This window comes from Plantactinospora sp. DSM 117369 (assembly GCF_053764795.1).
In genome coordinates this window covers 4281932-4303069 of sequence record NZ_CM132446.1, presented here as the reverse complement: position 1 = coordinate 4303069, position 21138 = coordinate 4281932, and the positions used below count along the sequence as shown (strand labels likewise).

Below are 21138 nucleotides of genomic sequence, written 5' to 3'. Positions count from 1 at the left end.
GGTCACGGCTGGTACCCCGCGACGGTCTCCAGCGCCCGCACGATCGTCCGCCGGGCCAGCTCCGGCTTGAACGCCGTGCCCGGCACGACGAACGGTTCCTGGAGTTCGGCGGCCGCCGCCGACCGGAACGTCTCGGCGACAGCCGGGGCGCCGGTCAGCACCCGCTCGGCGGCCCAGGCCCGCCAGGGAACCGTCCCCACCCCACCGAGGCCGACCCGGGCCTCGGTGATCATGCCGTCCTCGACCACGAGCACGGCGGCGACCGAGACGAGGGCGAACTCGTACGAGGCACGGTCGCGCACCTTGAGGTAGCCCGACCGGGCTGCCGGCGGCAGCAGCGGCACCGAAACCCCCGTCACCAGGTCACCGTGGCGCAGCACCGTCTCGATGTCCGGCCGGTCGCCCGGCAGCACGTAGAACTCGGTCAGCGGGATCTCCCGCTCGCCGTCGACACCGCGTACCTGCACCACCGCGTCCAGCGCCACCAGCGGTACACAGAGGTCCGAGGCGTGCAACGCGATACAGCTCTCGCCCGCCCCCAGGATGGCGTGCATCCGGGCCGCCGCACCCGTGATGGCGGCGCAGCCCGACGACGGCCGCCGCTTGTTGCAGTCCGGCACGGTCGGATCCCGGAAGTAGCGGCAGCGGGTCCGTTGCAGGAGGTTCCCGCCGATCGTCGCCATGTTGCGCAACTGCGGCGACGCCCCGGCGAGCAACGCCGTGCGGACCAGCGGGAGACGCCGGGCCACCGTCGGGTCGGCGGCCATCTCCTCCATGGTGGTCAGCGCGCCGACCCGCAGCGTCCGGTCGTCGGCGGTGATCCCGTTGAGCGGCAGCCGGGTGATGTCGACCAGCCGCTCGGGATCGAGAATGCCGTCCTTGAGCATCAGGTCGACCTGGGTGGTGCCGCCGGCGAGGAACTGGGCCGCGGGGTCGGCGCTGACCAGCGCCACCGCGGCACCCACGTCGTCGGGGCGCAGATACTCGAAGGCCCGCACGGCTACGCCACCCCCGCGCGGGCGACCTCGCGGATGGCTGCGAGGATGTTCGGGTACGCGCCGCAGCGGCAGATGTTGCCGCTCATGAACTCGCGGATCTCCTCGTCGGAACCCGCGCGCCCCTCGCGGAGCAGGGCGACCGCCGACATGATCTGACCGGGAGTGCAGTACCCGCACTGGAACCCGTCGTGGCGCAGGAACGCCTCCTGCAGGGGATGCCGCCCGTCACCGGCCAAGCCCTCGATCGTGGTCACCTGCCGGCCCTCGCACTGGGCGGCGAGGGTGAGGCAGGCGAGCACCCGCCGGCCGTCGAGCAACACCGTGCACGCCCCACAGGCACCCTGGTCACAGCCCTTCTTCGTGCCCACCAGGCCCAGGTCGTCACGGAGCGCGTCGAGCAGGGTGCTCCGGTTGTCGAGCCGCAGCCCGTGGTCGGCGCCGTTCACGGTCAGCGTCAGCTGGATCTGGGTGGCCCCGCTCGGTGCGGGCGGACCCATGGCGCCCCCGATTCCGTCGTCTCGACTCACGTCTCCCCCGCTCCCCTGCCCGGAAATGCCGTACGGGATGGAGTATCTGCGATAGTTAGGACGGATAAGACCGGATTCGCAAAGCCGGCTGGGCGAGGTGGGGGACGGCCGACATACCCGGGAACGCCCTGGTCCTCCCCGAAGGCGTGTCCGGGGTCAACCGCAGGTCGCGCTGCTCGACCCGGAACGTTTCCCTGGCGGCGACTGTGCAGGGTCTGGGCGCAATCTGGGCAGCTCCTCCTGCATGGTTCTACCCCACGCCGGCTCAGCACATCGCGACCAGCCGCGGCCTCGCCCCGGCGGGCAGCGCCACGTTGCGACGCTCGCTGACAGGCGAGCTGCCGGACCGGCGGCACAGCGTGCTGTCGACACTGGTGGGGGAGAAGCCATGGCGGCCTTTTCTGTGGAGCTGGACGCGCTCGGTCGGCTGACCGACGCGCCGGACGGCACGGCGGTCGACTGCGGGCAGATCCCCGGCGACCGGCGCGACCATCACGACCGTCGCCGGCGGCATCGGCGGCTACGGCGCGGCCGCCTCCCGCGCGAAGCGGGCGACCCAGTTCGCGTACCGGACCGGCGGGTTCCTGGCGAACCTCGAGAACGTGGTGCGGGTTGGGAAGGGGGCGCTCGCGGCCGCCGGCCGGTGCGGCCGGTCCGGGACCACACCGAGGAACCCGCTGCCGACCGCGCCATTCTCCGCCGGCCGACGTCCCGGTGACCGCGGTTCGGCTGGCCCGTCTCGCCGCCCAAGCCGGACGACGTGCCCGACGTCGAGAAACCTTGGCGGACAAGCACCACATCACCCTGCGCGACTGATATCGCCCCTTCAATCCGGGTTCACCCGAAATCGAGTGGATCGCCGGTGGTCGGTGCCCGGACGCCCGTGGGCGGCCAGCGGCCTGCCGTTGGTTGGCCAGTTTCTGTTCGTCGACCGGGGGAACTCGTAATCGACCAGGGGAACCCTTAGTCAACCGGGGGAACTCTTACGCCCAGCGTTCCCGCCGACGCGCGGCCCAGCTCCGCAGGGCTAACGGGGCCCGCCGCAGCTCGTAGCCGGCCTGACGCACCCCGGCGCCATCCGCTCGGCGCGCCCGGCGATGTCCTGCCCGGATGCTCGGCCCGGCCCCACGTGACCGAGGACACGGTGCATCCGGCGATCCAGAGAGGTGAAATCGGGTGTGTGAGCAGAACCCGGACCGGCGAGTGACGTTGTGAGATGTACCCTCCCGACCCGCGATCCGGGTCTCCTCGCCGGTGACCCCGTCCCGTTGCCAGACGCGTCGGCCCAGGCCCTCGCGGCCACCTACCGGCAGCGTTGGGCAGTGGAGACGATGGCTGTCGCCCCGCACGACCGCCTGTTGGAGATCGGGTGCGGGCGCGGAGTGGCCGTCTCCCTGGTCGCCAGCCGGCTCGTCACCGGCCGGATCGTCGCGATCGATCGCGCGGCGACGATGACCCGGCTCGCGACCGAACGTAACGCGAGCCACATCCGCTCGGGCAGGGCCGAGATCCGACTCGCCGAGTTCGAGTCGGCGGACCTCCCGACCCGGTACTTCACCAAGATCTTCGCCGTGAACGTCAACCTGTTCTGGCTGGGTGCGGCGACGCGGCAGATCCATCGGATGCGCAACCTGCTGGTTCCCGGCGGGCGGCTCTACGTGTTCGGCGAGCGGCCCAGCTCCGTGCACCCCGGGGCAAACCTCACCTCGACCGAGCGGCTGCTCCGCGCCCAGGGGTTCACCACCACCAGCTCGATGGAGGTCCGTGGGCAGGGCCGGGTGCTCACCTGCATCACCGCGACGCCGGCGTCCTGAGGCGAGCGGCGGGGAGTCGGCCGATTTCCGGGCACCCCCGCCGGGTCGCCAGATCCTGAGCCCGGTTCGGCGCCCCGCCGGCCAGCGCCGACGACGTCGGTGCGGTCAGGATCGCCACCTCCTGACGGACACGTCACGGCCCGGGGCCGGCCCGTCCGGCCCCGGCCCCGGCGCCTTCGCGAGGGCGAGGACTCAGCCGCGGACCGGTCGCAGCGCGAGCCGCCGCTGCGGCTGGTCCGGATCGAAGACCGGGCGGCGGTCGATCCGGGCGCGGACCTCGTCCGAGCCGAACCGGTAGTCGATCCGGCGCACCGCCTCGGCCCAGTCCGTCCTGGTGCGGATTGCGCGCAGGCACTCCAGCACGAAGGGGTCGTGCCACCGGCTGCGGGCGCGTTCCCAGAGCACGAAGGGGTCCTCGGTCAGCAGGCTGCCGACGGTGCCCTCGTAGATCGGCATCGCCCGCACCTCGCCGTCCGGTTCGATCTCCAGCGGACGGAAGTCGGGGTGGCTGGCGATGTAGTCGGGGTGCATCTGCACGCCGAAGTTGTCCGTGGTGGTGACGGTGACCGAGGCCGGCACGGCCTGCTGGAGCCGCTGCCTCGTCCCCTCGTCGACCAGTGCCGCGACCTGCTCGTCGGTCAGCATCTCGTGCTCGCCGTACGACACCCGGCTGGCCAGGCCGGTGGGCACCACCGCACCGAACGCCACCTCGCTCAGGTGCGGGAATCTCGGCACGACGGAGCTGCACATCTCATCGAGCTGGTGGTAGTTGCTGCGGACCACCACGTTGTCGATGCCGTACCGCAGCGGGGACTCCCCCGCGGCGACACGCCGGGCGCTCTCCGCGTCGAGCAGTGCCAGTGCGGCCATGGCCCGGTCGAAGGAGCCGGCGCGGCCACGGATCCGGTCGTGCACCTCGGCCGTGGCACCGTCGACGCTGACCACCATCTTGGCGACCATGCCGGCCAGGTCCCGGACCGTCCGCTCGGGCAGTGACCAACCACTGGTGTACAGGAAGACCCGTACGCCCGCCGCGGCGAACCGTTCCACCACCTCCACGATGCGCGGCACGGTGAGCGGTTCACCCCCGCAGAGCGTGATCATGATCGGCCGGAAGGTGATGAGCGCGTCCGCCACCTTCAGCATCTCCTCGTGGCTGAGATTCTGCGGACGCCGCCGGCCCGACTCTGTGTAGCAGTGCGAGCAGCGCAGTGGACAGGCGAAGGTGACGTCCCAGATGAGGACGTTGGGACCTGCGTCGACATTCATGAGACGGGTCTCCCGAAGGAATCGGCAGTGCGGTCGCCGGAACTGTATGGGCGGCGAACCGCCCGGGACATCGGCGACGGATACGCAAGCGGGACCACCGGATACGCAGGTCCGGCCCCCGACGGCGTACGCGTACCGGCCGGCCCTCGGTGGCGCCGGCACGGCGGTTGCGTACCCGACTACCGATTCCCCGGTGCGCCGTGGCACCTAGCGTTCTGGCGTGGCGGCCGCCACGGTGCACTGTCCGTCGCCAGCAGAGGAGGTGGATCATGCGCGCTTACCCGCCGGTCGACGCCTCGTAAGGGGCCAGGTGCCTGATGGCGGTGGCCACCCCGCGCGGGTGGCCACCGCGGCGCTGGACCGAACCCGTCGACGTCGCAAGGAGTGTGCCCGTGTCGACCTCACCGACAGCCGGCGTGACCCGCCGCCCCGGCAGTGTGTCGGCGCTCGTCCGCGAGCTGCCGCGGGTCAACGCCCCGCTCACCGCGCTGCTCGCCGCGCTCGTCGCCGGACAGGTCGCGGGCGTCGTGCTGCTGCCGCTGGCGATCGGCCGACTGGTCACGGCGCTGACCGCCGGCGGTGGTCCGGCGGCGTCCCGGGCGGCGTGGTTGGGGCTCACCCTCCTGGGGCTGGCCCTCGTCCTGGACATCGCCCTGGAGCCGATCCGCGCGATGGTCACCGCGAAGCTGAGTACCGCGGTCGACGGCAGCCTGGCGCAGCGCACCGTCGAGGGCGCACTGCGCCCCGCCGGGGTCGCGCACCTGGACGATCCGGACGTCGCCGACCAGATCGAGCAGGCGCGCGGGGTCGGGATCGGCGGCCACGCCCCGGGACAGGCCGTCAACGCGCTGGCCGCGCTGGTCCCGCTCCGGCTCACCGGGTTGGCCTCCGCGGTCCTGCTCGGCTGGGCCGGGCAGTGGTGGATGCCGGTCGTACTCGGTGCCGCCTGGGTCGTCACCGGCCGCTGGCAGGAGAAGGAGATGGCCCGCGCCGTCGTCGCCAACACCGCGCGAACCGTTCAGCTACGGCACGCGGCGTACCTGCGCGACATCACGGTGAGCGCGCCGTCGGCCAAGGAGCTACGCCTGTTCGGCCTGCACCAGTGGCTCGCCGAACGCTTCACCCGGGAATGGTGGGACGGCATCATCGAGATGCGCCGCAAGACCACCGACGGCCGGCGGCACCTGGCGGCGAGCGGGCTGCTGCTGGCGGCACACGTCGCCGTGGTGGTACCGCTGGCGTACGGGGCCAGCACCGGCGACCCGTCGGTCGGACACCTGACCATCGCCCTCCAGGCGCTACTGGGTCTGTTCGCCCTGGGGTTCACCGGCGACCTGCAACGGCGGCTGCACCTGGCCAGTGCGGCGGTACCGCCGGCGCTCGCCGTGAGTGCGCTGGGAGGCCAGCGGCCCGCCGTCGCCGGGCAGGCCGCGACCGGGCTGCCGCACCGGGAGATCCGCTTCGAGCGGGTCTCCTTCGGATATCCCGGCGACGCCCGCGCCGTCCTCGACGACCTGGACCTGGTCATCCCGGCCGGGTCCTCGCTGGCGATCGTCGGGGACAACGGCGCCGGCAAGAGCACCATCACCAAGCTGCTGGCCGGGCTCTACCGGCCGGACGCCGGCCGGATCCTCGTCGACGGGCGGAACCTGCACGACTACGATCTCGCGAGTTGGCGCCGGCAACTGGCGGTCGTGTTCCAGGACTTCGGCCGGTACCCGTTCTCGGTACGCGACAACATCGCCTTCGGCGCCGTCGAGGCGGCCGGCACCAGGGAGGCGGTGGTCGAGGCCGCCCGGCTCGGTGGCTTCCTCGGCGTGGAGCAGGGGCTGGCGGACGGCTGGGACACCCCGCTGACCAGCGCCTACACCGGCGGGACCGAGCTGTCCGGCGGACAGTGGCAGCGGCTGGCGCTGAGCCGGGCGCTCTACGCGGTGCGGCAGGGCGCCAGGCTCCTCATCCTGGACGAACCCACCGCGCACCTGGACATCGAGGCGGAGTACGAACTCTACGCACGGTTCCTGGAGATCACCGCCGGCATCACCACGATCCTGGTGTCACACCGGTTCGCCACCGTCCGGCTGGCCGAGCGGATCGCGGTGGTACGGGGCGGCCGGGTGAGCGAGTACGGCAGCCACCACGAGTTGCTCGCGGCCGACGGCCGGTACGCCCAGATGTTCCGGGTGCAGTCCGCGCCCTTCACCGATCCGGCAGGAGGCCGTCGTGGGTAGCTGGTTGAGCGCCGCCCGCCTGGTGGTGGGCGTCGCGGTCCGGGCGGACCCGCGACGCGCGGTACTGGTCATGATCTTCGTCCCGCTGTTCAACATCGTCGCGGCGGCGCAGGCACTGGGGCTGCGCAGCATGGTCGACGGCGCGGTCGCCCGGCAGGTCACCGAGGCGCTGACCGGCGGTCTCGTCCTCGTCCTCGTCACCGTCTTCGTGCACCAGGCGAGCGCGGTCGCCACCGACCTCCGGCAGGTGCTCCAGCAGCGGGTCGGGCTCGAGTTCGACCGCCGTCTGATGGCGTTGTGCTCCGGTCCCGCCCACGTCAGCCACTACCACGACCCCGAGTTCCTCGACACGGCCGAGCTGGTACGGCAGCGCCGCACCGAGTTCGGCGGTGCGTTCGCGGCGCTGGTGGAGAACGCCGGCCTGCTGGCCCGGTTCGTCGGCGCGGTGGCCCTGATGGCCGTCGTCAGTCCGGTGCTGGCCCTGCTGCCGGTGTTCATCGTGCCGCTGGCCCTCGCCATTCGCTGGCAGGCAGGCATCGTCGCCGCGGCCGAGGTGGCCGGCGCCGAGGCCGACCGCCAACGCGCGGCGCTGCTGACCCTGGCCACCGATCCGGCCGCCGCCCCCGAGGTCCGGCTGTACCGGCTGGGCGGCGAGATCGCCGCCCGGCACCGGGAGGCCTTCGCCGTCTCGGCGCGCCGCAGGGAAGCCGCCCGGGCGCGCGGCGCGGTCGCGGTGGCGGCCGGTTGGCTGCTGTTCTGCGTCGCGCTCGTCGGTGGGTTGTACATCGTCACCCGGTCCGTGCTCTCCGGCACCGCGTCGGCCGGGGAGGCCGTCCTGGTGCTGCTGCTCGGCACCCGGCTGGTCGGCGCCACCACCGGACTGAGCTTCCTGATCGGATGGCTGCGTCGTTCGCTGCACACCGTCGCGCTCTACCAGCGACTGGCCGGATACCCGCACGCCGGAGCCACCGTCGGGCGGAGCCGGGACCTGCCCGAGCGCGGCGACCTCGTCCTCGACGGTGTCAGCTTCCGGTACCCCGGCGAGGCGACTCCGGCGCTGGGCCCGATCGACCTCCGGCTGCCGGCCGGCGCCACCGTCGCGGTCGTCGGTGACAACGGTGCCGGCAAGTCCACCCTGGTCGCGCTGCTGGCCGGCCTCTACCCGCCGTCGACCGGGCGCATCACGTTCGGCGGGCAGGATCTGGCGCAGGTGGATCCGGAGCTGTGGCGGAGCCGGGTCACCGCGGTCTTCCAGGACTTCTGCCGATTCGAGCTGCTGGCCAGGGAGTCGGTCGGTGTCGGCCGGCTCAGCGCGATCGACGACCGGGAGGCGGTGGGCAGCGCGCTGGAAGCGGCGGGCGCTGCCACCATGGTGGCAGCGTTGCCCGCCGGCCTCGACAGCCGGCTCGGCCGGACGTTTCCGGACGGTACCGACCTGTCGTCCGGCCAGTGGCAGAAGCTCGCGCTCGCCCGGGGCCGGATGCGGACCGCGCCCGCGGTGGTGCTGCTCGACGAGCCGGCGGCAAGCCTCGACCCGGACAGCGAGGCCGAACTGCTGCGCAGGTACCTCTCGCCGGGCGGATCGGCCGCCGACGCGCCGATCACCGTCGTGGTGTCGCACCGGCTCACCACGGTGCGCGACGCGGACCTGATCGTGGTCCTGCACGAGGGCCGGATAGTCGAGTACGGCCCGCACGCCGAGCTGGTCGACCGGGCCGGCCGCTACGCGGAGATGTACGCGCTGCACGCCGCCGCGTACGTCGCCGGCCCGACGGTCCTGGAGTCGGCTGCGGCGGCGACCCGGGGCGGGGTCGGGGCGGGCTCGGGTCAGACCAGGTAGGTGTCCGGGGTGGCCGGCGAGCCCGACCCGCCCTCCGCCGCCCGGCTGAACCAGTCCGCCCGCAGCTCACGACGGGAACCGATGCCGAGTTTCCGGTACACCCGGGCCAGGTGGCTCTCGACGGTCCTGGCCGACACGACCAGCCGGGTTGCGATCTCCCGATTGGGCAGGCCGGTGGCGGCGAGAGCCGCGACCTCGTTCTCCCGGGCCGTCAGGGTCGGCGACGCGAGGTTCGGTGCGGGCAGGCCGAGGGCGCCACGGAGCCGACCGGCCAGCGCGACGGCCCGGGCGTAGTCCTGGTCGCGCCCGGACGACACCCTGATGGCGGCCTCGGCCAGCCGCCACGCCGGCCGGTGCAGCCTCATCTCGGCGAGCCCGGTGGCGTGTTCGAGCAGGCCCGCCCGGTCGCGGTTGAGCAGCGCCAGTTCGCCGCGCGCCTCGGTCACCAGCCGCCTCGCGTCCACGTACCGGAGACAGCGGGCGACCCGGTCGGCCAGCCCGACCGGCTGGTCGGCCGGCGGCAGCCGCGCCGCCCAGGTCAGATACTGCAGCTCGACGCTCCAGCAACCCGCCGTGTGTGCCGCCGCGACCGCTTCCTCCAGGCGCCGCCCGGCGGACCGGGTGTCGCCGCGGGCAGCAGCGACCGCCCCGTCCGCCCACGGCCGCAGGCCCGGCAGCACCGCCAGCCGGTCCGGCGGGTACACGTCCAGCACCCGCTGCGCGTCGTGCGGCTGCCCGGCCGCGGCGAGCGACACGGCGAGCCACGCCGACGCCTCCGACCGGAACGGCCGGAAACCGACGGCCTGTTGCGCCAGCGCCTCGCGCAGCGGCTCGATCGCGGCGGGGTACTCGGAACGGAGCAGCCGCGCGTACCCGACCAGCAGCGGCCAGTCGACGGCACGTAGCCGGGTTCCGGGTACCGTCCCCGGTGGCCTCGGCCAGCGCCCGAGGATCGGATCGGTGACCGGCAGCGACGCGCTGCCGTCCCGCCACAGCCCGATCAGGGACAGGGCCGCCGCGGCCAGACCCGCCGTGTCCGGGGCCCCGGCGCCGCCGCCGGCATCGGCCAGCACCGCCGCGCCGGCGGCGGCCGCCTCGTCGGTGCGGCCGACGAGGGCCAGCGCCACGGTACGGGCGATCCGGCACCGCAGTGCGGCAGAGCCGCCGGCCGACCCGGCGCCGGGCAGCCGGCGCAGCAGCCTGTCGGCGACCCGGATGGCCTCGGTCGGGCGCTGACCGACCAGCAGGACCAGCGCGTCGGCGCCGTCCACGACGTCGACCTCGGGTGCGTCCGGCGACGCGACGGCGCGCAGCGCCCGCAGGTCGGCGTGGGCCGACGCCGGGTCACGCTCGGTCACACAGCGGTGCAGGGCGAGCGCCGCCGAGAGCACGATGCGTCCGGCGGCCGAACGGTCGGACGCGGTCGCCTGGTGAAGTATCGACTGCGCCTCGCGTCCGGTACCCAGCTCGGCGAGCGCGTCGGCCAGCACGACCGTGGCGCGTGCGGACCGGTCCCGGCCGAACGCGATCCGCGCCAGCCGGAGCGCCTGCTCCGGATCGTGCGGCCGTATCCGGCGGGCGGCATCCGTCAACACCGCCGCGGTGACCGGCCCACCCACGGCCACCTGCCAGCGGGCGACCGTGACCGGATCCGGTGCCGTACCACCGACCTCGCGCGCCGCCTCGACGAGCGCCGACGCGGCCCGGCGCCGCCGGGCCGGTGACACCTGTGCCCAGGCGATCGCCTGCAGCAACGGATGGCTGAATCCCACGGACACCCCGTCCTCGGTGTCCGTGGTCCGCAACAGGTCCAGATCCTCCAGTTCCTCGACGGCATCCGGGGCGACCCGGTCGATCAGCTCGATCGGCAGGTCATCGCTCACGGCGAGCGCGGCCAGCGCGTCCCGGTGGGTCGGGGTGAGCCGGTTGGGTTCGGGCAGGAACAGCTCGACCAGATGCGGTGGCACGCTGAGCGGACCACGCCACCACCACAGGCCCCGGTCGCGGACCAGGCGGCCGGTGGCGGTGCCGTGCCGGACCAGCTCGGTCGCCAGGCGCGGGTTGCCGCCGGTCCACTGGTAGACCAGCTGCACGGTGGTCGAGGCGACCGCGTGACCGAGCATCGCCTGCATCAGCGTCGCCGTCTCCGCCGGGTCCAGCGGTGGCAGGTCGACCCGACGCAGATGCCGGTCCTTCCACAGCGCCACGACGGCGTCGGGCGTCGCCACGTCGGCCCGGGTGGTGACCATCAACCGGATGTGACTGTCGTGCGCGAGGCCGAGCAGGGTACTCGCCGACCGGTCGTCCATCCAGTGCGCGTCCTCGACGACCAGCAGGGGCGTACGCGATCGTCCACGTCGCACCAGCTCGGCGCGGATCCTGCCCGGGACGAGGACGGGGTCACCGGTGACCGGAAACAGCTGGCAGAACGGTCCGAACGGAATCGGACGTCCCGCCTCGGTGGCGGTGGTACGGGTCACGGCGTAGCGGTCGGTCGACAGTTGCCGGGTCACTATCTCGACGAGAGTCGTACGGCCGGTCCCCCGCTGCCCCACCAGTACGGCCCCCCGGTCGGTGGTCAGCGCGGTAATGATCTGCTGGACCAGGCCGGATCGTGCGACCAGTGGTGTCCGGATGCGGTCCACGGATTGCCCCCTCCCTGCCGCGGACACCGACATCTCGCCAGATGTCGACTGTGCCGTTCGGGAAATTCGGTTCGGCTACGCCGTCCACGAATATTCCCTGATCGTTGGAAGAAACTTCGGGCGACTTACCCGAATTGCGGTCAAGTCGGTGACCGGTGGCGAACGCGCCACGTACCGGGCCTGCGCGACGAACGCGCCGGATCCCTTTCGCCTCCGCAGTGGAGAATCCGTTCCGGCTCAGCCCTTGGCTGGATCTTGCCGTGCAGAGATTCCGCATTCGGATCCCGTACCAGCATCACGAGTACTCACTCAATGTCGTTGGATTGGCCGACAATGCCAGGCGCGACTGGATCGTGACTGAACGCAGCCTGGACGGCCGGTACGCGGCGTTCCGATGGACCGTGTCCACAATGAACCTTTTTCAACCTCCCCTTGCGGTCCGGCGGACCGCAAGGTCGGACGCGGCGCGTGAGCGCCGCGCGGTCCAGGTTGAAAAAGGTTCAACGCGCATGCCATGCGCACGATCCCTTCCCCCGACCGGATCAAATGATCAACGATAGATACGTGGCCGGGCAAGAACCGACCGACTCCGCAAATACGTCATGCGCACCCGAACTGATCCGTTCCGATTGCACAAAGTGAGCCGAACCAGTTTCCAGGTGCGTGCGGCGCTCGCTTTACCGTTCCAAATCCCGATCCCGGAGGCTGGCCTGCGGTTCTGCCCGGCGTCGAGAAAATCGTAGCGTCGCCCTGGGGGTTGGGATCCGGTCTGTCGGATACCCAGCGTGCGGGGCTGCCCGGCCGGCCGGGACGGCGACGCCGGCGCCGCCCTACCGCTTCGCTGCCCAGGTTTCCGGCGAGGAGCACCAGGATCGGGGCAGCCAGGAAGGCGGTGACGGCCGGTACGCGACCAGGAACGCGATCAGACCCGCTCCGGCGGTGGGCGGGACCACCGACCGCACCTCGGCGCTCAGGATCTTTCCGTCGATCAGGTACCACCATCCGCGATGATCTTCTCACCGCCAGTACGCGGTGTGCCGGGGCGTCGCGCGAGCGGACCGCCGTCGTCGAACGTCCAGGTCGGGTACCGCTCGGCCAGGTAAGGACGGTGGCCGTTCCAGTCGGCCGGTCCGAGCAGGCGCAGCGGCGACAGGTGAAGCTCACCGTGCGAATCCTGGCGGTAGCCCCAGGCGAACCCGACCAGGGGGACAACGAGCCGCCGGTCGCCGTCCCAGGGACCGATCGTCAAAAAGCTGTGTGCCTGCCACTGCACGGTACCGGTACGCCACCGGGAGGGAGCGTCGAACAACACCGGCCGGACCCCGTACCAGGCAAACGGTGCGCTGGAATCGGCGAACAGGTCGAACGGGTCGACCTCGAACCGGTCCGCCGCACTCGGCTCCCGAACCAACTGCACCCAGCCCAGCAGCGACCGGTAGCCGCGGGCACTGAACTCGACGGAGGCAGTACACACCGGCATGCCCAGGTCCCGCTCGCTCTTACCGACGGCTACCGGGTCGGTGTTGGGTACCACCTCCACCCACACCCGACCACGCTCGTCGCCGACGTCGAACCGAATCTCCACAAGGCCCTCCTCGCACCAATTCTGCGCGCCCAACCGCCGCCAGCCGGACGTCGCGGTACGCGACGGCGACGCCGCGACGCGAAGGCGCCCGGAAGTACCGACGTGAGTGTGTCGGCATGTCGATGCGACCGCCGGACGCGCCGGGGCCGCCCGGGGCCGACCCCCACGCCGTCAGGGCGGATGCCCGTTCGACGGAGACCGCGCTGACGGATCGTCGCCACATCATCACCCGTTGTCGTGAGCCGGATCATGCATTCCCATGTGAGCCTGACTTTTACGAACTTCGATGTCCCGGGCGCCGGCTCGACGGGGAGTCGCTCTGCACTGTGGACGGTAACGGAAGGAGTCTCATGCGCGGACGCAGACGGGCGACCCTGGTAGCGGCGCTGGCGCTCGCACTGGGCGGGCTGCTCGGGATCGGCGCCGCTCCGGCGGCTGCGGACCCGCCGGGCGGCACCCTGCGTGGTGTCTACTCCGACGGCCAGTTCTGCAACAGCTACGGCAGCGAAGGTGTCCAGACCGGCCTGTGGAGCTGGTACTACTGCGAGTACCGCCAGTACGGCCCCACCGGCCCCGGCTTCTACTTCCTCTGGACCTTCACCTACTAACGCCCGCCGACGTTCACCGGGTTCCGATGTGGTGTGCATCCTCACCGGTGACGGAAACGACATCACGTCAGGACCGGCCGGCACCGGGTAGGTGCCGGCCGGCTCGACGGCGTACTACTCCGCCACGCACAGCAGGATCCGTCCTTCCGGCCCGCCACGCAGCCGATGCGGCAGTACCTACGCCGGGTCCGACCAGGCCCTAGAGCCGTCGAGCCAGGGGTCGAGCAGAACCATGGTGCGCTGGTAGAGATCGTCTCGAAAGCTCGCCGTGCGGACCTGTCCGGCCGGTTCGTCCACCCGGTTCTCGTCCAGATAGGCCCCGCTCGGCACGCCGGGGTCACTGGCGGCGTGGATGACGTTCGCGGCCCCGTACGACGCGTCCTTGCCCTGGACCGCGAACATCGCGTGCAGCAGCCGGGTGTCGATGACCCCCGGATGGACGCTGACGATCCCGGGCCGGTAGTGCCCGGACTGGCGAACGGCGTGGGCGACCAGCGCGAGCTTGGACCGCGCGTACGCGGCAGCCGGCTGGTAGCCGTGTTGGAACTGCAGGTCGTCGAGGTCGAGGTGGGCGGAGAGATGGGTCGCGGAGGACACGTGCACCACCCGGCCCGTCGCGGGCATCCGTGGTACGAGCCGTTCGGTGAGTAACACGGCCGCCAGATAGTTGGTCTGCAGCGTCGCCTCGTAGCCGTCCGCGCTGCACCGGCGGCTCTCCGCACCGGGACGACCCGCGTTGTTGATCAGCAGATCGACCTGGTCGGTGGCGCTCGCCACCTGCCGGGCCAGCGCCACGACGTCGTCGAGTCGATCGAAGTCGGCCTGCGCGTAAACCACCTCGGCCCGCCCGGCGGCACGGATTCGCTCGACCAGCGACTGTACCGCCGAATGCGGCTCCGGACCGTGCACGAACAGGCACCGGGCCGATCTGGCGATGCGCAGTGCTGTCGCCGCGCCGATCCCGCTGGTCCCTCCGGTCAGCACGACCGTTCCAGGTGTGTGGCCGATCATCCCTGCTCATTCTCCGCTCACCATGGGCGTTGTCCTGACATCATCGGCCGGGTGGCGCCCGCAGCGTCGTCTCGACGACCGGCGCGCCGGTGCCCGCTGTCGCGCCGAGCTACCGGCCACGACCGTGGCGCCGACGCTGCGGACCATTCCCGGGGGCAAGGGCGCCGCCAGCATGCCTCGGCTGGGCCATCGACGCCTGCCACCACCCGCCCCGTCCCTCGAACAGGACCTGCTCGCCGCCGGTGAACGCGCCCTCCGCGTACCGCCCAGGCACATGGCCGGCTGCGGGCGTCGACAGACCTCAGCTGCGCCGTACCCCGAGTCGGCGTATTGTCAGGCCCCGAGTTCCGTTGTGGTTGCCGAGGCGGCGGTGGGACGTGACGACGCAATTGCGGATCTACACCGCCCGACCGGGGCGGCTCGACGCGTGGGTGGAGGCGTGGCGGACGCTCGTCGTGCCACTGCGCCGACGCTTCGGCTTCGAGATCTCGGGGTCCTGGGTCGATGCCGAGCGTCAGCAGCACATCTGGGTCGTGTCGCACCCCGGCCCGCAGTCGTTCGAGGAGGCCAACGCCGACTACTGGCGCTCGCCGGAGCGCGTCGAGTTGGGCCTGGACCCCCACGAGTACCTGCTCGCCGAGGAGATCCGCACCGTCGAACCGGTGCTCTGACCTCGGACGGTTCCCGTCAGGTCTCCGGATAGCCGATCAGCCGCCTGGCCTCGCCGAGCAGGGGAGATCGGGTCAGCGGGCGTCCGTCGAGTTCGGTGGCGGCCAGGATTCCGCTCAGCGATCCGGTCAGCCACACGCCGTCCGCGCGCAGCAACTCCTCCGGGGTCACCAGGGCCTCGTCGGTGGCCAGGCCGAGCAGGTGTGCCTGGGTGATGAGCGCGCCCTCCGTCGTACCGGCGACGATGCCGGACCAGCCCGGCACGGTGAACATCGTCGAGGACCGGATCCAGACCAGGTTGAAGCTGGGGCACTCCAGTGCGTAACCGTCGGAACTGAGCCAGAGCATCTCCTGAGCACCCCGGTTGGCTGCCCACCGCTGGCTCGCGGTGTGCACGGCGTAGGACAGGGACTTCACGCCGCCCAGCAGCCACGGCGCATTCCCGCGTTCATGGACCGGGAACCCGACGGTGCCGGTAACGAGACGAAGGCCGCGCTGCCGGTTGAGCGACGTCCACGGCGGCACGGGCTCCACGGTGGTGAAGATGGTGGGGCGGCCGGTGCCGACCCGTCCCCGCGTACACACCAGGCGTTGGACGGCCTCGACGTCGCGGGGCCAGGCCGCTGCCACGTCGAGGACGAAGGTACGCAGTGCGTCGGGTTCCGGCAGCGACAGCTCCAGGCTCGTTGCCGACCGGTACAGCCGGTTCAGGTGGGCGGGCAGCAGTACGGGCGCTCCGGCGGCGAGGAGCCACGCCTCGAACGCCCCGTCGCCGCGCAGCAATCCCGGATCGTCGGCGTGCACGATCGGCGTGTCCGCCTCGACCAGGCCGACGCCGAAGACTGCCACGAGCCGATCCATTGTCGAATGCTCCTTCGCCACGCTGCCAGGACTGGGTGGCAGCTCTGCCATGTCCCCGATCGGAGCACCGCCGGTGCTGGACGCGGCGCTCGCCTGCATCGCCGCCGGTCTATGGTAGGACAGGTGCCGGCCACTTCGCGCTCGGCACGGTGCCGACCCGACATGACACCGAGCGTTCGAAAGGTCTGTGCCGTTGTCGGGCAGTGGGCTCGATGACACGGCACTCCAGGGTGGGCAGCCGAGGTTGAAGACGAGCTGGGAGGGCGTTCGAGCGCATGGAAGCACCCGCTGAGAACGTGGGAGCGAACTCGTCCGACCTGGATCCCGTCGCCGTGTGGACCGATGGTCGGCTGGGCCTGCCCGGCACCAAGACGGCATCCGGCCTGATCCTGACCGGTGCCCGCTGGACGGTCGCCTGCGTGGTCGACGCGCGTCATGCCGGTGCCGATGCCGGCGAGGTCCTCGGCGTCGGACCGCTCGGGGTGCCCGTGCTGCCGGATCTCACCGCGGCCCGAGGTGCTGGTGCCCGCAGCGTGGTGATCGGCGTCAACTCGATGGACGCCTACACCGTCGTCCCCGCCCGGCTGAGAGCCTTCGTCGTCGACGCGGTCGGGCACGGGCTCAACGTCATCTGCAGCACCCACGCCCGGCTGAACGACGATCCCGAGCTGGTCCGGTTGGCCGCCGCCGCCGGTGTCGAACTGGTCGACATCAGGGGCGACGGCCCCCGGGAAACGTTGTCGGCCGGCCTGTCGGTCGACGCCACCGTGCTGCTGACGACCGGCACCGACTGCGCGGTCGGAAAGATGACGACCGCCCTGGCCGTACACCGGGAGGCGCTCTCCCGGGGCATGCGCAGTGCCTTCCTGGCGACCGGGCAGATCGCGGCCATGTGCGGTGCCGACGCGGTGGTGCAGGTCGACCGCATCTTCGCGGACTTCATCACCGGCGCCGTACAGCATGCCGTACACCGCCTGGCCAGCGCCGGGCACGAACTCGTCGTCGTCGAGGGACAGGCGTCGACCCTGCACCGCGTCTACGGCGGCAACGCGGTCAATCTCCTCTACGGGGCCGCCCCCGATGCGATCGTCATGTGCCACGACACCGATCGTCAGGTCCGGGCGATGTTTCCCGGCCTCCCGGTCCCACCGGTGACCGACGAACTCCAGACGATCGCGGACCTCGGCCGCCGGGTCGGCATCCCGGCCACGCTGGCCGGGTTCTCGGTATTCGGGCGCAAGCCGTTCCACGAGGGAGATCACCACGCCGTGCCGGTGGTCGACACCCGTGACCCCGGCGCCGCCGCCGTCCTGCTGGACTCCGTCCTGCGGCTGACCCGGCACAGCGAGCGCGACCGGCGCTGAGGGGCTCAGTGCTGCGCGGACAGGTCGTCCGGCAGCGGAAGCATGTGCGACTGCCGCTCGGCTGCGGACAGCTCCCGGAACACCCGATGGCGGGCCCGGCTCCGAAGGTCGTCGAGGTCGGGCTGGACCGGCCAGAGCCGGGCCGACTTGTCCAGCGACGCGGTGAGCAGCGTCCCCGCGTCGGTCGACCACGCCACCGACGTCACCCGGTCCACGTGTACGCCGACGACCTGCGGCTCCGTGTCGTGCTGCGCGCTCCACACCCGTACGGTGCGGTCGTAGGAGCCGGTGGCGATCTGGTCACCGGTCGGCGACCAGGCAACGGCCCGTACCCGCCCCTCGTGGCCTTCGAGCGTCCGGACGTGCCGACCGGTCCGGGGATCCCAGATTCGGGAGGTCCAGTCGGCCGAGCAGGTGACGACGAACTGTTCGTCCGGTGACCAGGCGACGCCGTCCACCCAGTTGTGGTGCCCGCGGAGGACGGCGATCTCCTCACCGGTGGAGCTGTCCCAGACCCGGGCGGTACGGTCGTCCGAGGTCGTGGCGATCATGCGCCCACTCGGCGACCAGGCGAGGCGTACCACCCAGTCGGTGTGGCCGCGCAGTTGCAGCAGCCGGCGTCCGGTGGTGGCGTTCCAGATCGAGGTCGTGCCGTCCCGGCAGGCCGTGGCGATCCGCGTGTTGTCCGGGGCCCACATCAGACCCTCGCAGATCGTCTCCTCGTCCAGCCGGAGGTACGGCTCGACGCCACCCGGGCGCCACAGTTGCACCGAGCCGTCGTTCGAGCACGAGCCGAGGCGCTGACCGTCGGGAGCCCAGGCCACGCCCCAGACGGTTCCGGTGTGCCCGGTGAAGGTGCTGGCCACTCCGGACGCCACGCTCCAGACCCGGACCGATCCGTCGTCCGAGGCGGTCGCGATCCGGGCCCCGTCCGGCGCCCACACCGCCGCGCGGAGCCCGCCGGTGTGCCCGGTGAACGACTGCCGTTCGGCGCCGTGCGGCAGTACCGACCAGACCCGGGCGGTGCGGTCGCTGGAGGCGGAGGCGAGCGCGGTACCGTCGGGCGACCAGGCCACGCCCCACACGGCGTCCTCGTGCCCGCGCAGGGTCGCGATCTCCCGGGCGTCGCTGACGTCCCAGATCCGTACGGTGCGGTCGCTGGAGGCGGAGGCGAGCGACCGCCCGTCGGGCGACCAGGACACGTCCCAGACGAAGTCGGTGTGCCCGCGGATCAGCAGCAGTTGGCGGCCGTCGGCGACGTCCCAGATCCGGATCGTCTGGTCGCCGGAGGCCGTGGCGAGCCGCCGTCCTTCCGGGCACCAGGCCAGGCCCTCGATGAAGTCGGTGTGCCCCCGCAGCACCGTCTGCTGCTGGCCGGCGGTGAGGTCCCAGACGATGGCGGTGCGGTCGTGCGAGGCCGAGGCGAGCAGCGTGCCCTTCGGCGACCAGGAGAGACCGTAGACATCGCCGGTGTGCCCGCGCAGCGTGGCGGTCTGTTCGCCGGTGTCCGTCCGCCACACGTGGATGTGGTGATCCTGTGCGCCCGCGGCGACGTACTCGCCGTCCGGCGACCAGGCCACGCCTCGGACCATGTCGCCGGCGCCGTAGAGGGTCGGCGGTGACTCGTCCGCGCCCACCCGCCACAGCTTCACCGTACGGTCCCGGGCACCGCTGGCGACCCGGCGCGAGTCGGGCGCCCAGGCGATGGCCTCCACCATGGCGTCGTGCCCGGTGAACTCGGCGACCGTCCGGCCGGAGTCCGGATCCCAGACCCGGGTGGACCTGTCCCGGGAGCCGGTGGCGATCAGGCGGCCGTCCGGGGACCAGGCGATCGCCCGAACGGTATCGGTGTGTCCCGCGAACACCCGGCGCAGGTGGCTGAAGGCGAGCGCGGACATCAGGGCGCGTTCGATCAGGGGGGTGACGGGCGCCTCGGCGATCGCCGCGATCGACAGCAGGATCGACAGCTCCGGGAACCGCTCCGCGTTGGCGAGGACGTACCGGCCGATGTTCTCCGACACGCGGCGCAGGAAGGCGATGTCCCGGCGCTTCGACTGCTGGATCAGGGCCCGGACCACGTCACTCGCCTGGCCGAGCGCCTCCAGGCCGACGAGCCACTGCTCGGCCAGGATCAGCCGCTGCCCGGTCAGCAGGTAGTCGTCGCTGCGCCCGGAGTGCTGCCAGTCGGCCGCCCACCGCTCCAACTCGGAACGCCGACGCAGGTGCTCGGCCCGTGTCTCGACCTCCTGCCGCAGCGGCGCCCAGAGCCGGAACAGCGCCTCGTGCGCCACCTCGACGACCGGTTCGCCGTCCTGCATCTTGCTGACCAGCAGCCTCGCGTCCACGAACGCGGCGACGATGCGGCGCTGCTCGGGGCTCAGTTCCCGCAGCCGTACCGGCCGCTTGGTCGCCTCGCTGGAGTCGAGCGAGACGAACCGGAGCAGAGTCGTCAGGATCGGGGCGATGCCACCTTCCCCGCGCAGTTCGGTGACGGCCTGATCCGCCTGCCGGGTGAGCGCGCCACCGACCCCGCCGGTGGCGAGGTACGCGTGCATACTCACCGTGGCGCCAGGCCGGGCCTCGAAGAAGAGTTCCTGTAGCAGGTACGCCAGCAGCGGCAACGCGTCGGTCGTGCCGACGTCGGCGGTGATCCGGTTGACGACGTTCGCCTCGAACGTCAGGCCGGCGATCCGGGCCGGCTCCTCGATGATCGTGCTGAGGTACTCCGTTTTGATGGCACCGATCGCGACCGGATTCTGGAACAGCGCCGCCTTGTCGCTGTCGAGGAACTGCGTCAGGTATTCGATGCGCATGCTGGCGATCACCGACAACCGGGAGTCGGCGTGCAGCAGGCGCTCGACGACATCGAGGAAGAGTTGCCGGTCGCTCTCGCCGGCGAGCGTGTACAGCTCCTCCAACTGGTCGATCACCAGGAGGAGGTGGCCGAACCTGCGTCGATGTCCTCGACGGATCTCGGCAAGGTAGTTCGTCGCGCTGGCCGGATCCTGCCGCATCGCCCGGACGATGACCGGCGCGGCGATGGGCTCCGGGAGGGCCTCGGCGATGGCGTTGGCCAGGTTTCCCACCGGCGCGCTGCCCGGGTTGACCGTGGCCAGGGGGATCCACCGCCGTGTCTTGAGCGTCGGGACGACCCCCGCCTGCACCAGCGAGGACTTTCCGCTGCCGGATGCGCCCACCACCACCAGCAGCCGTTCCCGGGGCTCGGCCGAGGCGGTGAGCATCCGCCGGACGATGTCCGAGACCTGCTGGTCCCGGCCGAAGAAGACGGCGGAGTCCTCCTCCCGGTAGGGCTCCAGACCGGGGTACGGCGGCCGCTGCGGATCCCAGTCGGAGCGCTTCGCCTTCGGATTCGTCACGACGTGGAGAACGATTTGTCCGATGATGAGTAGCACCACGATGGCGATGAACGCCGGAATCGCCACGGACTGGAGCAACCGCAGATAGGTGGGCGGTTCACTCAGGCTGGTCAGATAGTTGCCGATCAGACCGAGCAGGCTCGTCGCCAATATCAGCGCGACGTTGAGATACAGCGCGAGTGCCGGTTGTCTCTTCACGCCGACTCCGAGTCCAACATATTGTGTCCCAAAGGCGAAGCCCGCACCATCGTCGTCAGCGCTCGGGGAGCCGAGAATGCGTACGCTGGCACATGATATCGCCTCGACGCATCCCCGGCGCAAGACGACACCGGCCGCCGG

General features: G+C 71.7%; 14 protein-coding genes. 6 read left to right on the top strand and 8 right to left on the bottom strand.

Translation table 11 applies throughout. The annotated features are described in order from the left end of the window. Positions 1-2: 2 nt before the first annotated feature. Together ACSMXO_RS18625 and ACSMXO_RS18620 are read right to left on the bottom strand one after the other, a co-directional pair. On the bottom strand, positions 3-998 hold the full coding sequence (locus ACSMXO_RS18625) for an FAD binding domain-containing protein (RefSeq protein ID WP_455418731.1): 996 nt from the start codon (positions 996-998) through the stop codon (positions 3-5). Positions 999-1000: 2 nt separating this feature from the next. Continuing rightward, a complete protein-coding gene (locus ACSMXO_RS18620) occupies positions 1001-1495 on the bottom strand; it encodes a (2Fe-2S)-binding protein (protein WP_455419258.1) in 495 nt (164 codons plus the stop codon). A 1298-nt stretch (positions 1496-2793) separates the two neighbouring features. Between ACSMXO_RS18620 and ACSMXO_RS18615 the strand changes: the two genes are divergently transcribed. Continuing rightward, positions 2794-3339 carry a class I SAM-dependent methyltransferase gene (locus tag ACSMXO_RS18615; protein ID WP_455418730.1) on the top strand — a complete coding sequence of 182 codons (546 nt, stop codon included), beginning with the start codon at positions 2794-2796 and terminating at the stop codon, positions 3337-3339. A 192-nt stretch (positions 3340-3531) separates the two neighbouring features. Here the strand turns inward: ACSMXO_RS18615 and ACSMXO_RS18610 are convergent, their stop codons facing one another. Next, on the bottom strand, positions 3532-4608 hold the full coding sequence (locus ACSMXO_RS18610) for a radical SAM protein (RefSeq protein ID WP_455418729.1): 1077 nt from the start codon (positions 4606-4608) through the stop codon (positions 3532-3534). Between the two features lie 392 nt (positions 4609-5000). Here ACSMXO_RS18610 and ACSMXO_RS18605 point away from each other — a divergent pair, with 392 nt between their 5' ends. Continuing rightward, the gene (locus ACSMXO_RS18605; protein WP_455418728.1) at positions 5001-6839 is read left to right on the top strand and encodes an ABC transporter ATP-binding protein; all 1839 of its coding nucleotides are present in this window, start codon (positions 5001-5003) and stop codon (positions 6837-6839) included. Further along, entirely contained in the window at positions 6832-8679 is a 1848-nt protein-coding gene (locus ACSMXO_RS18600) for an ABC transporter ATP-binding protein (protein ID WP_455418727.1), read from the top strand. The genes ACSMXO_RS18605 and ACSMXO_RS18600 overlap by 8 nt, the downstream gene beginning before the upstream one ends. On the opposite strand, the gene ACSMXO_RS18595 is transcribed toward ACSMXO_RS18600, so the two are convergent. Both ACSMXO_RS18595 and ACSMXO_RS18590 read right to left on the bottom strand, forming a co-directional pair. After that, positions 8667-11324, bottom strand: coding sequence for a LuxR C-terminal-related transcriptional regulator (locus tag ACSMXO_RS18595; RefSeq protein WP_455418726.1), 2658 nt, complete (start codon positions 11322-11324; stop codon positions 8667-8669). The genes ACSMXO_RS18600 and ACSMXO_RS18595 overlap by 13 nt on opposite strands. A gap of 988 nt (positions 11325-12312) precedes the next feature. Then, complete coding sequence (locus tag ACSMXO_RS18590) at positions 12313-12909, bottom strand: hypothetical protein (protein ID WP_455418725.1); 597 nt, start codon at positions 12907-12909, stop codon at positions 12313-12315. A 350-nt stretch (positions 12910-13259) separates the two neighbouring features. On the opposite strand from ACSMXO_RS18590, the gene ACSMXO_RS18585 reads away from it, so the two are divergent. After that, a complete protein-coding gene (locus ACSMXO_RS18585) occupies positions 13260-13517 on the top strand; it encodes a hypothetical protein (RefSeq protein ID WP_455418724.1) in 258 nt (85 codons plus the stop codon). A 177-nt stretch (positions 13518-13694) separates the two neighbouring features. Here ACSMXO_RS18585 and ACSMXO_RS18580 read toward each other — a convergent pair whose 3' ends face one another. After that, positions 13695-14501: an SDR family NAD(P)-dependent oxidoreductase gene (locus ACSMXO_RS18580; RefSeq protein WP_455418723.1), complete on the bottom strand. Its 807-nt coding sequence runs from the start codon at positions 14499-14501 to the stop codon at positions 13695-13697. Between the two features lie 404 nt (positions 14502-14905). Here ACSMXO_RS18580 and ACSMXO_RS18575 point away from each other — a divergent pair, with 404 nt between their 5' ends. Beyond that, positions 14906-15199, top strand: a complete 294-nt coding sequence (locus ACSMXO_RS18575) for an NIPSNAP family containing protein (protein WP_455418722.1) — start codon at positions 14906-14908, stop codon at positions 15197-15199. A 16-nt stretch (positions 15200-15215) separates the two neighbouring features. Here ACSMXO_RS18575 and ACSMXO_RS18570 read toward each other — a convergent pair whose 3' ends face one another. Beyond that, positions 15216-16058, bottom strand: coding sequence for an aminotransferase class IV (locus ACSMXO_RS18570; protein WP_455418721.1), 843 nt, complete (start codon positions 16056-16058; stop codon positions 15216-15218). A gap of 275 nt (positions 16059-16333) precedes the next feature. Here ACSMXO_RS18570 and ACSMXO_RS18565 point away from each other — a divergent pair, with 275 nt between their 5' ends. Continuing rightward, positions 16334-17422, top strand: coding sequence for a DUF1611 domain-containing protein (locus ACSMXO_RS18565; RefSeq protein ID WP_346261483.1), 1089 nt, complete (start codon positions 16334-16336; stop codon positions 17420-17422). Positions 17423-17427: 5 nt separating this feature from the next. Here ACSMXO_RS18565 and ACSMXO_RS18560 read toward each other — a convergent pair whose 3' ends face one another. Beyond that, on the bottom strand, positions 17428-20997 hold the full coding sequence (locus ACSMXO_RS18560) for an nSTAND1 domain-containing NTPase (RefSeq protein ID WP_455418720.1): 3570 nt from the start codon (positions 20995-20997) through the stop codon (positions 17428-17430). Positions 20998-21138 lie beyond the last annotated feature (141 nt).

Excerpts from the sequence above, each read along its gene's own strand:
- ACSMXO_RS18565 (WP_346261483.1), top strand. The coding sequence starts at position 16,334 with ATGGAAGCACCCGCTGAGAACGTGGGAGCGAACTCGTCCGACCTGGAT.
- ACSMXO_RS18610 (WP_455418729.1), bottom strand. The coding sequence starts at position 4,608 with ATGAATGTCGACGCAGGTCCCAACGTCCTCATCTGGGACGTCACCTTC.
- ACSMXO_RS18620 (WP_455419258.1), bottom strand. The coding sequence starts at position 1,495 with ATGGGTCCGCCCGCACCGAGCGGGGCCACCCAGATCCAGCTGACGCTG.
- ACSMXO_RS18585 (WP_455418724.1), top strand. The coding sequence starts at position 13,260 with ATGCGCGGACGCAGACGGGCGACCCTGGTAGCGGCGCTGGCGCTCGCA.
- ACSMXO_RS18570 (WP_455418721.1), bottom strand. The coding sequence starts at position 16,058 with ATGGATCGGCTCGTGGCAGTCTTCGGCGTCGGCCTGGTCGAGGCGGAC.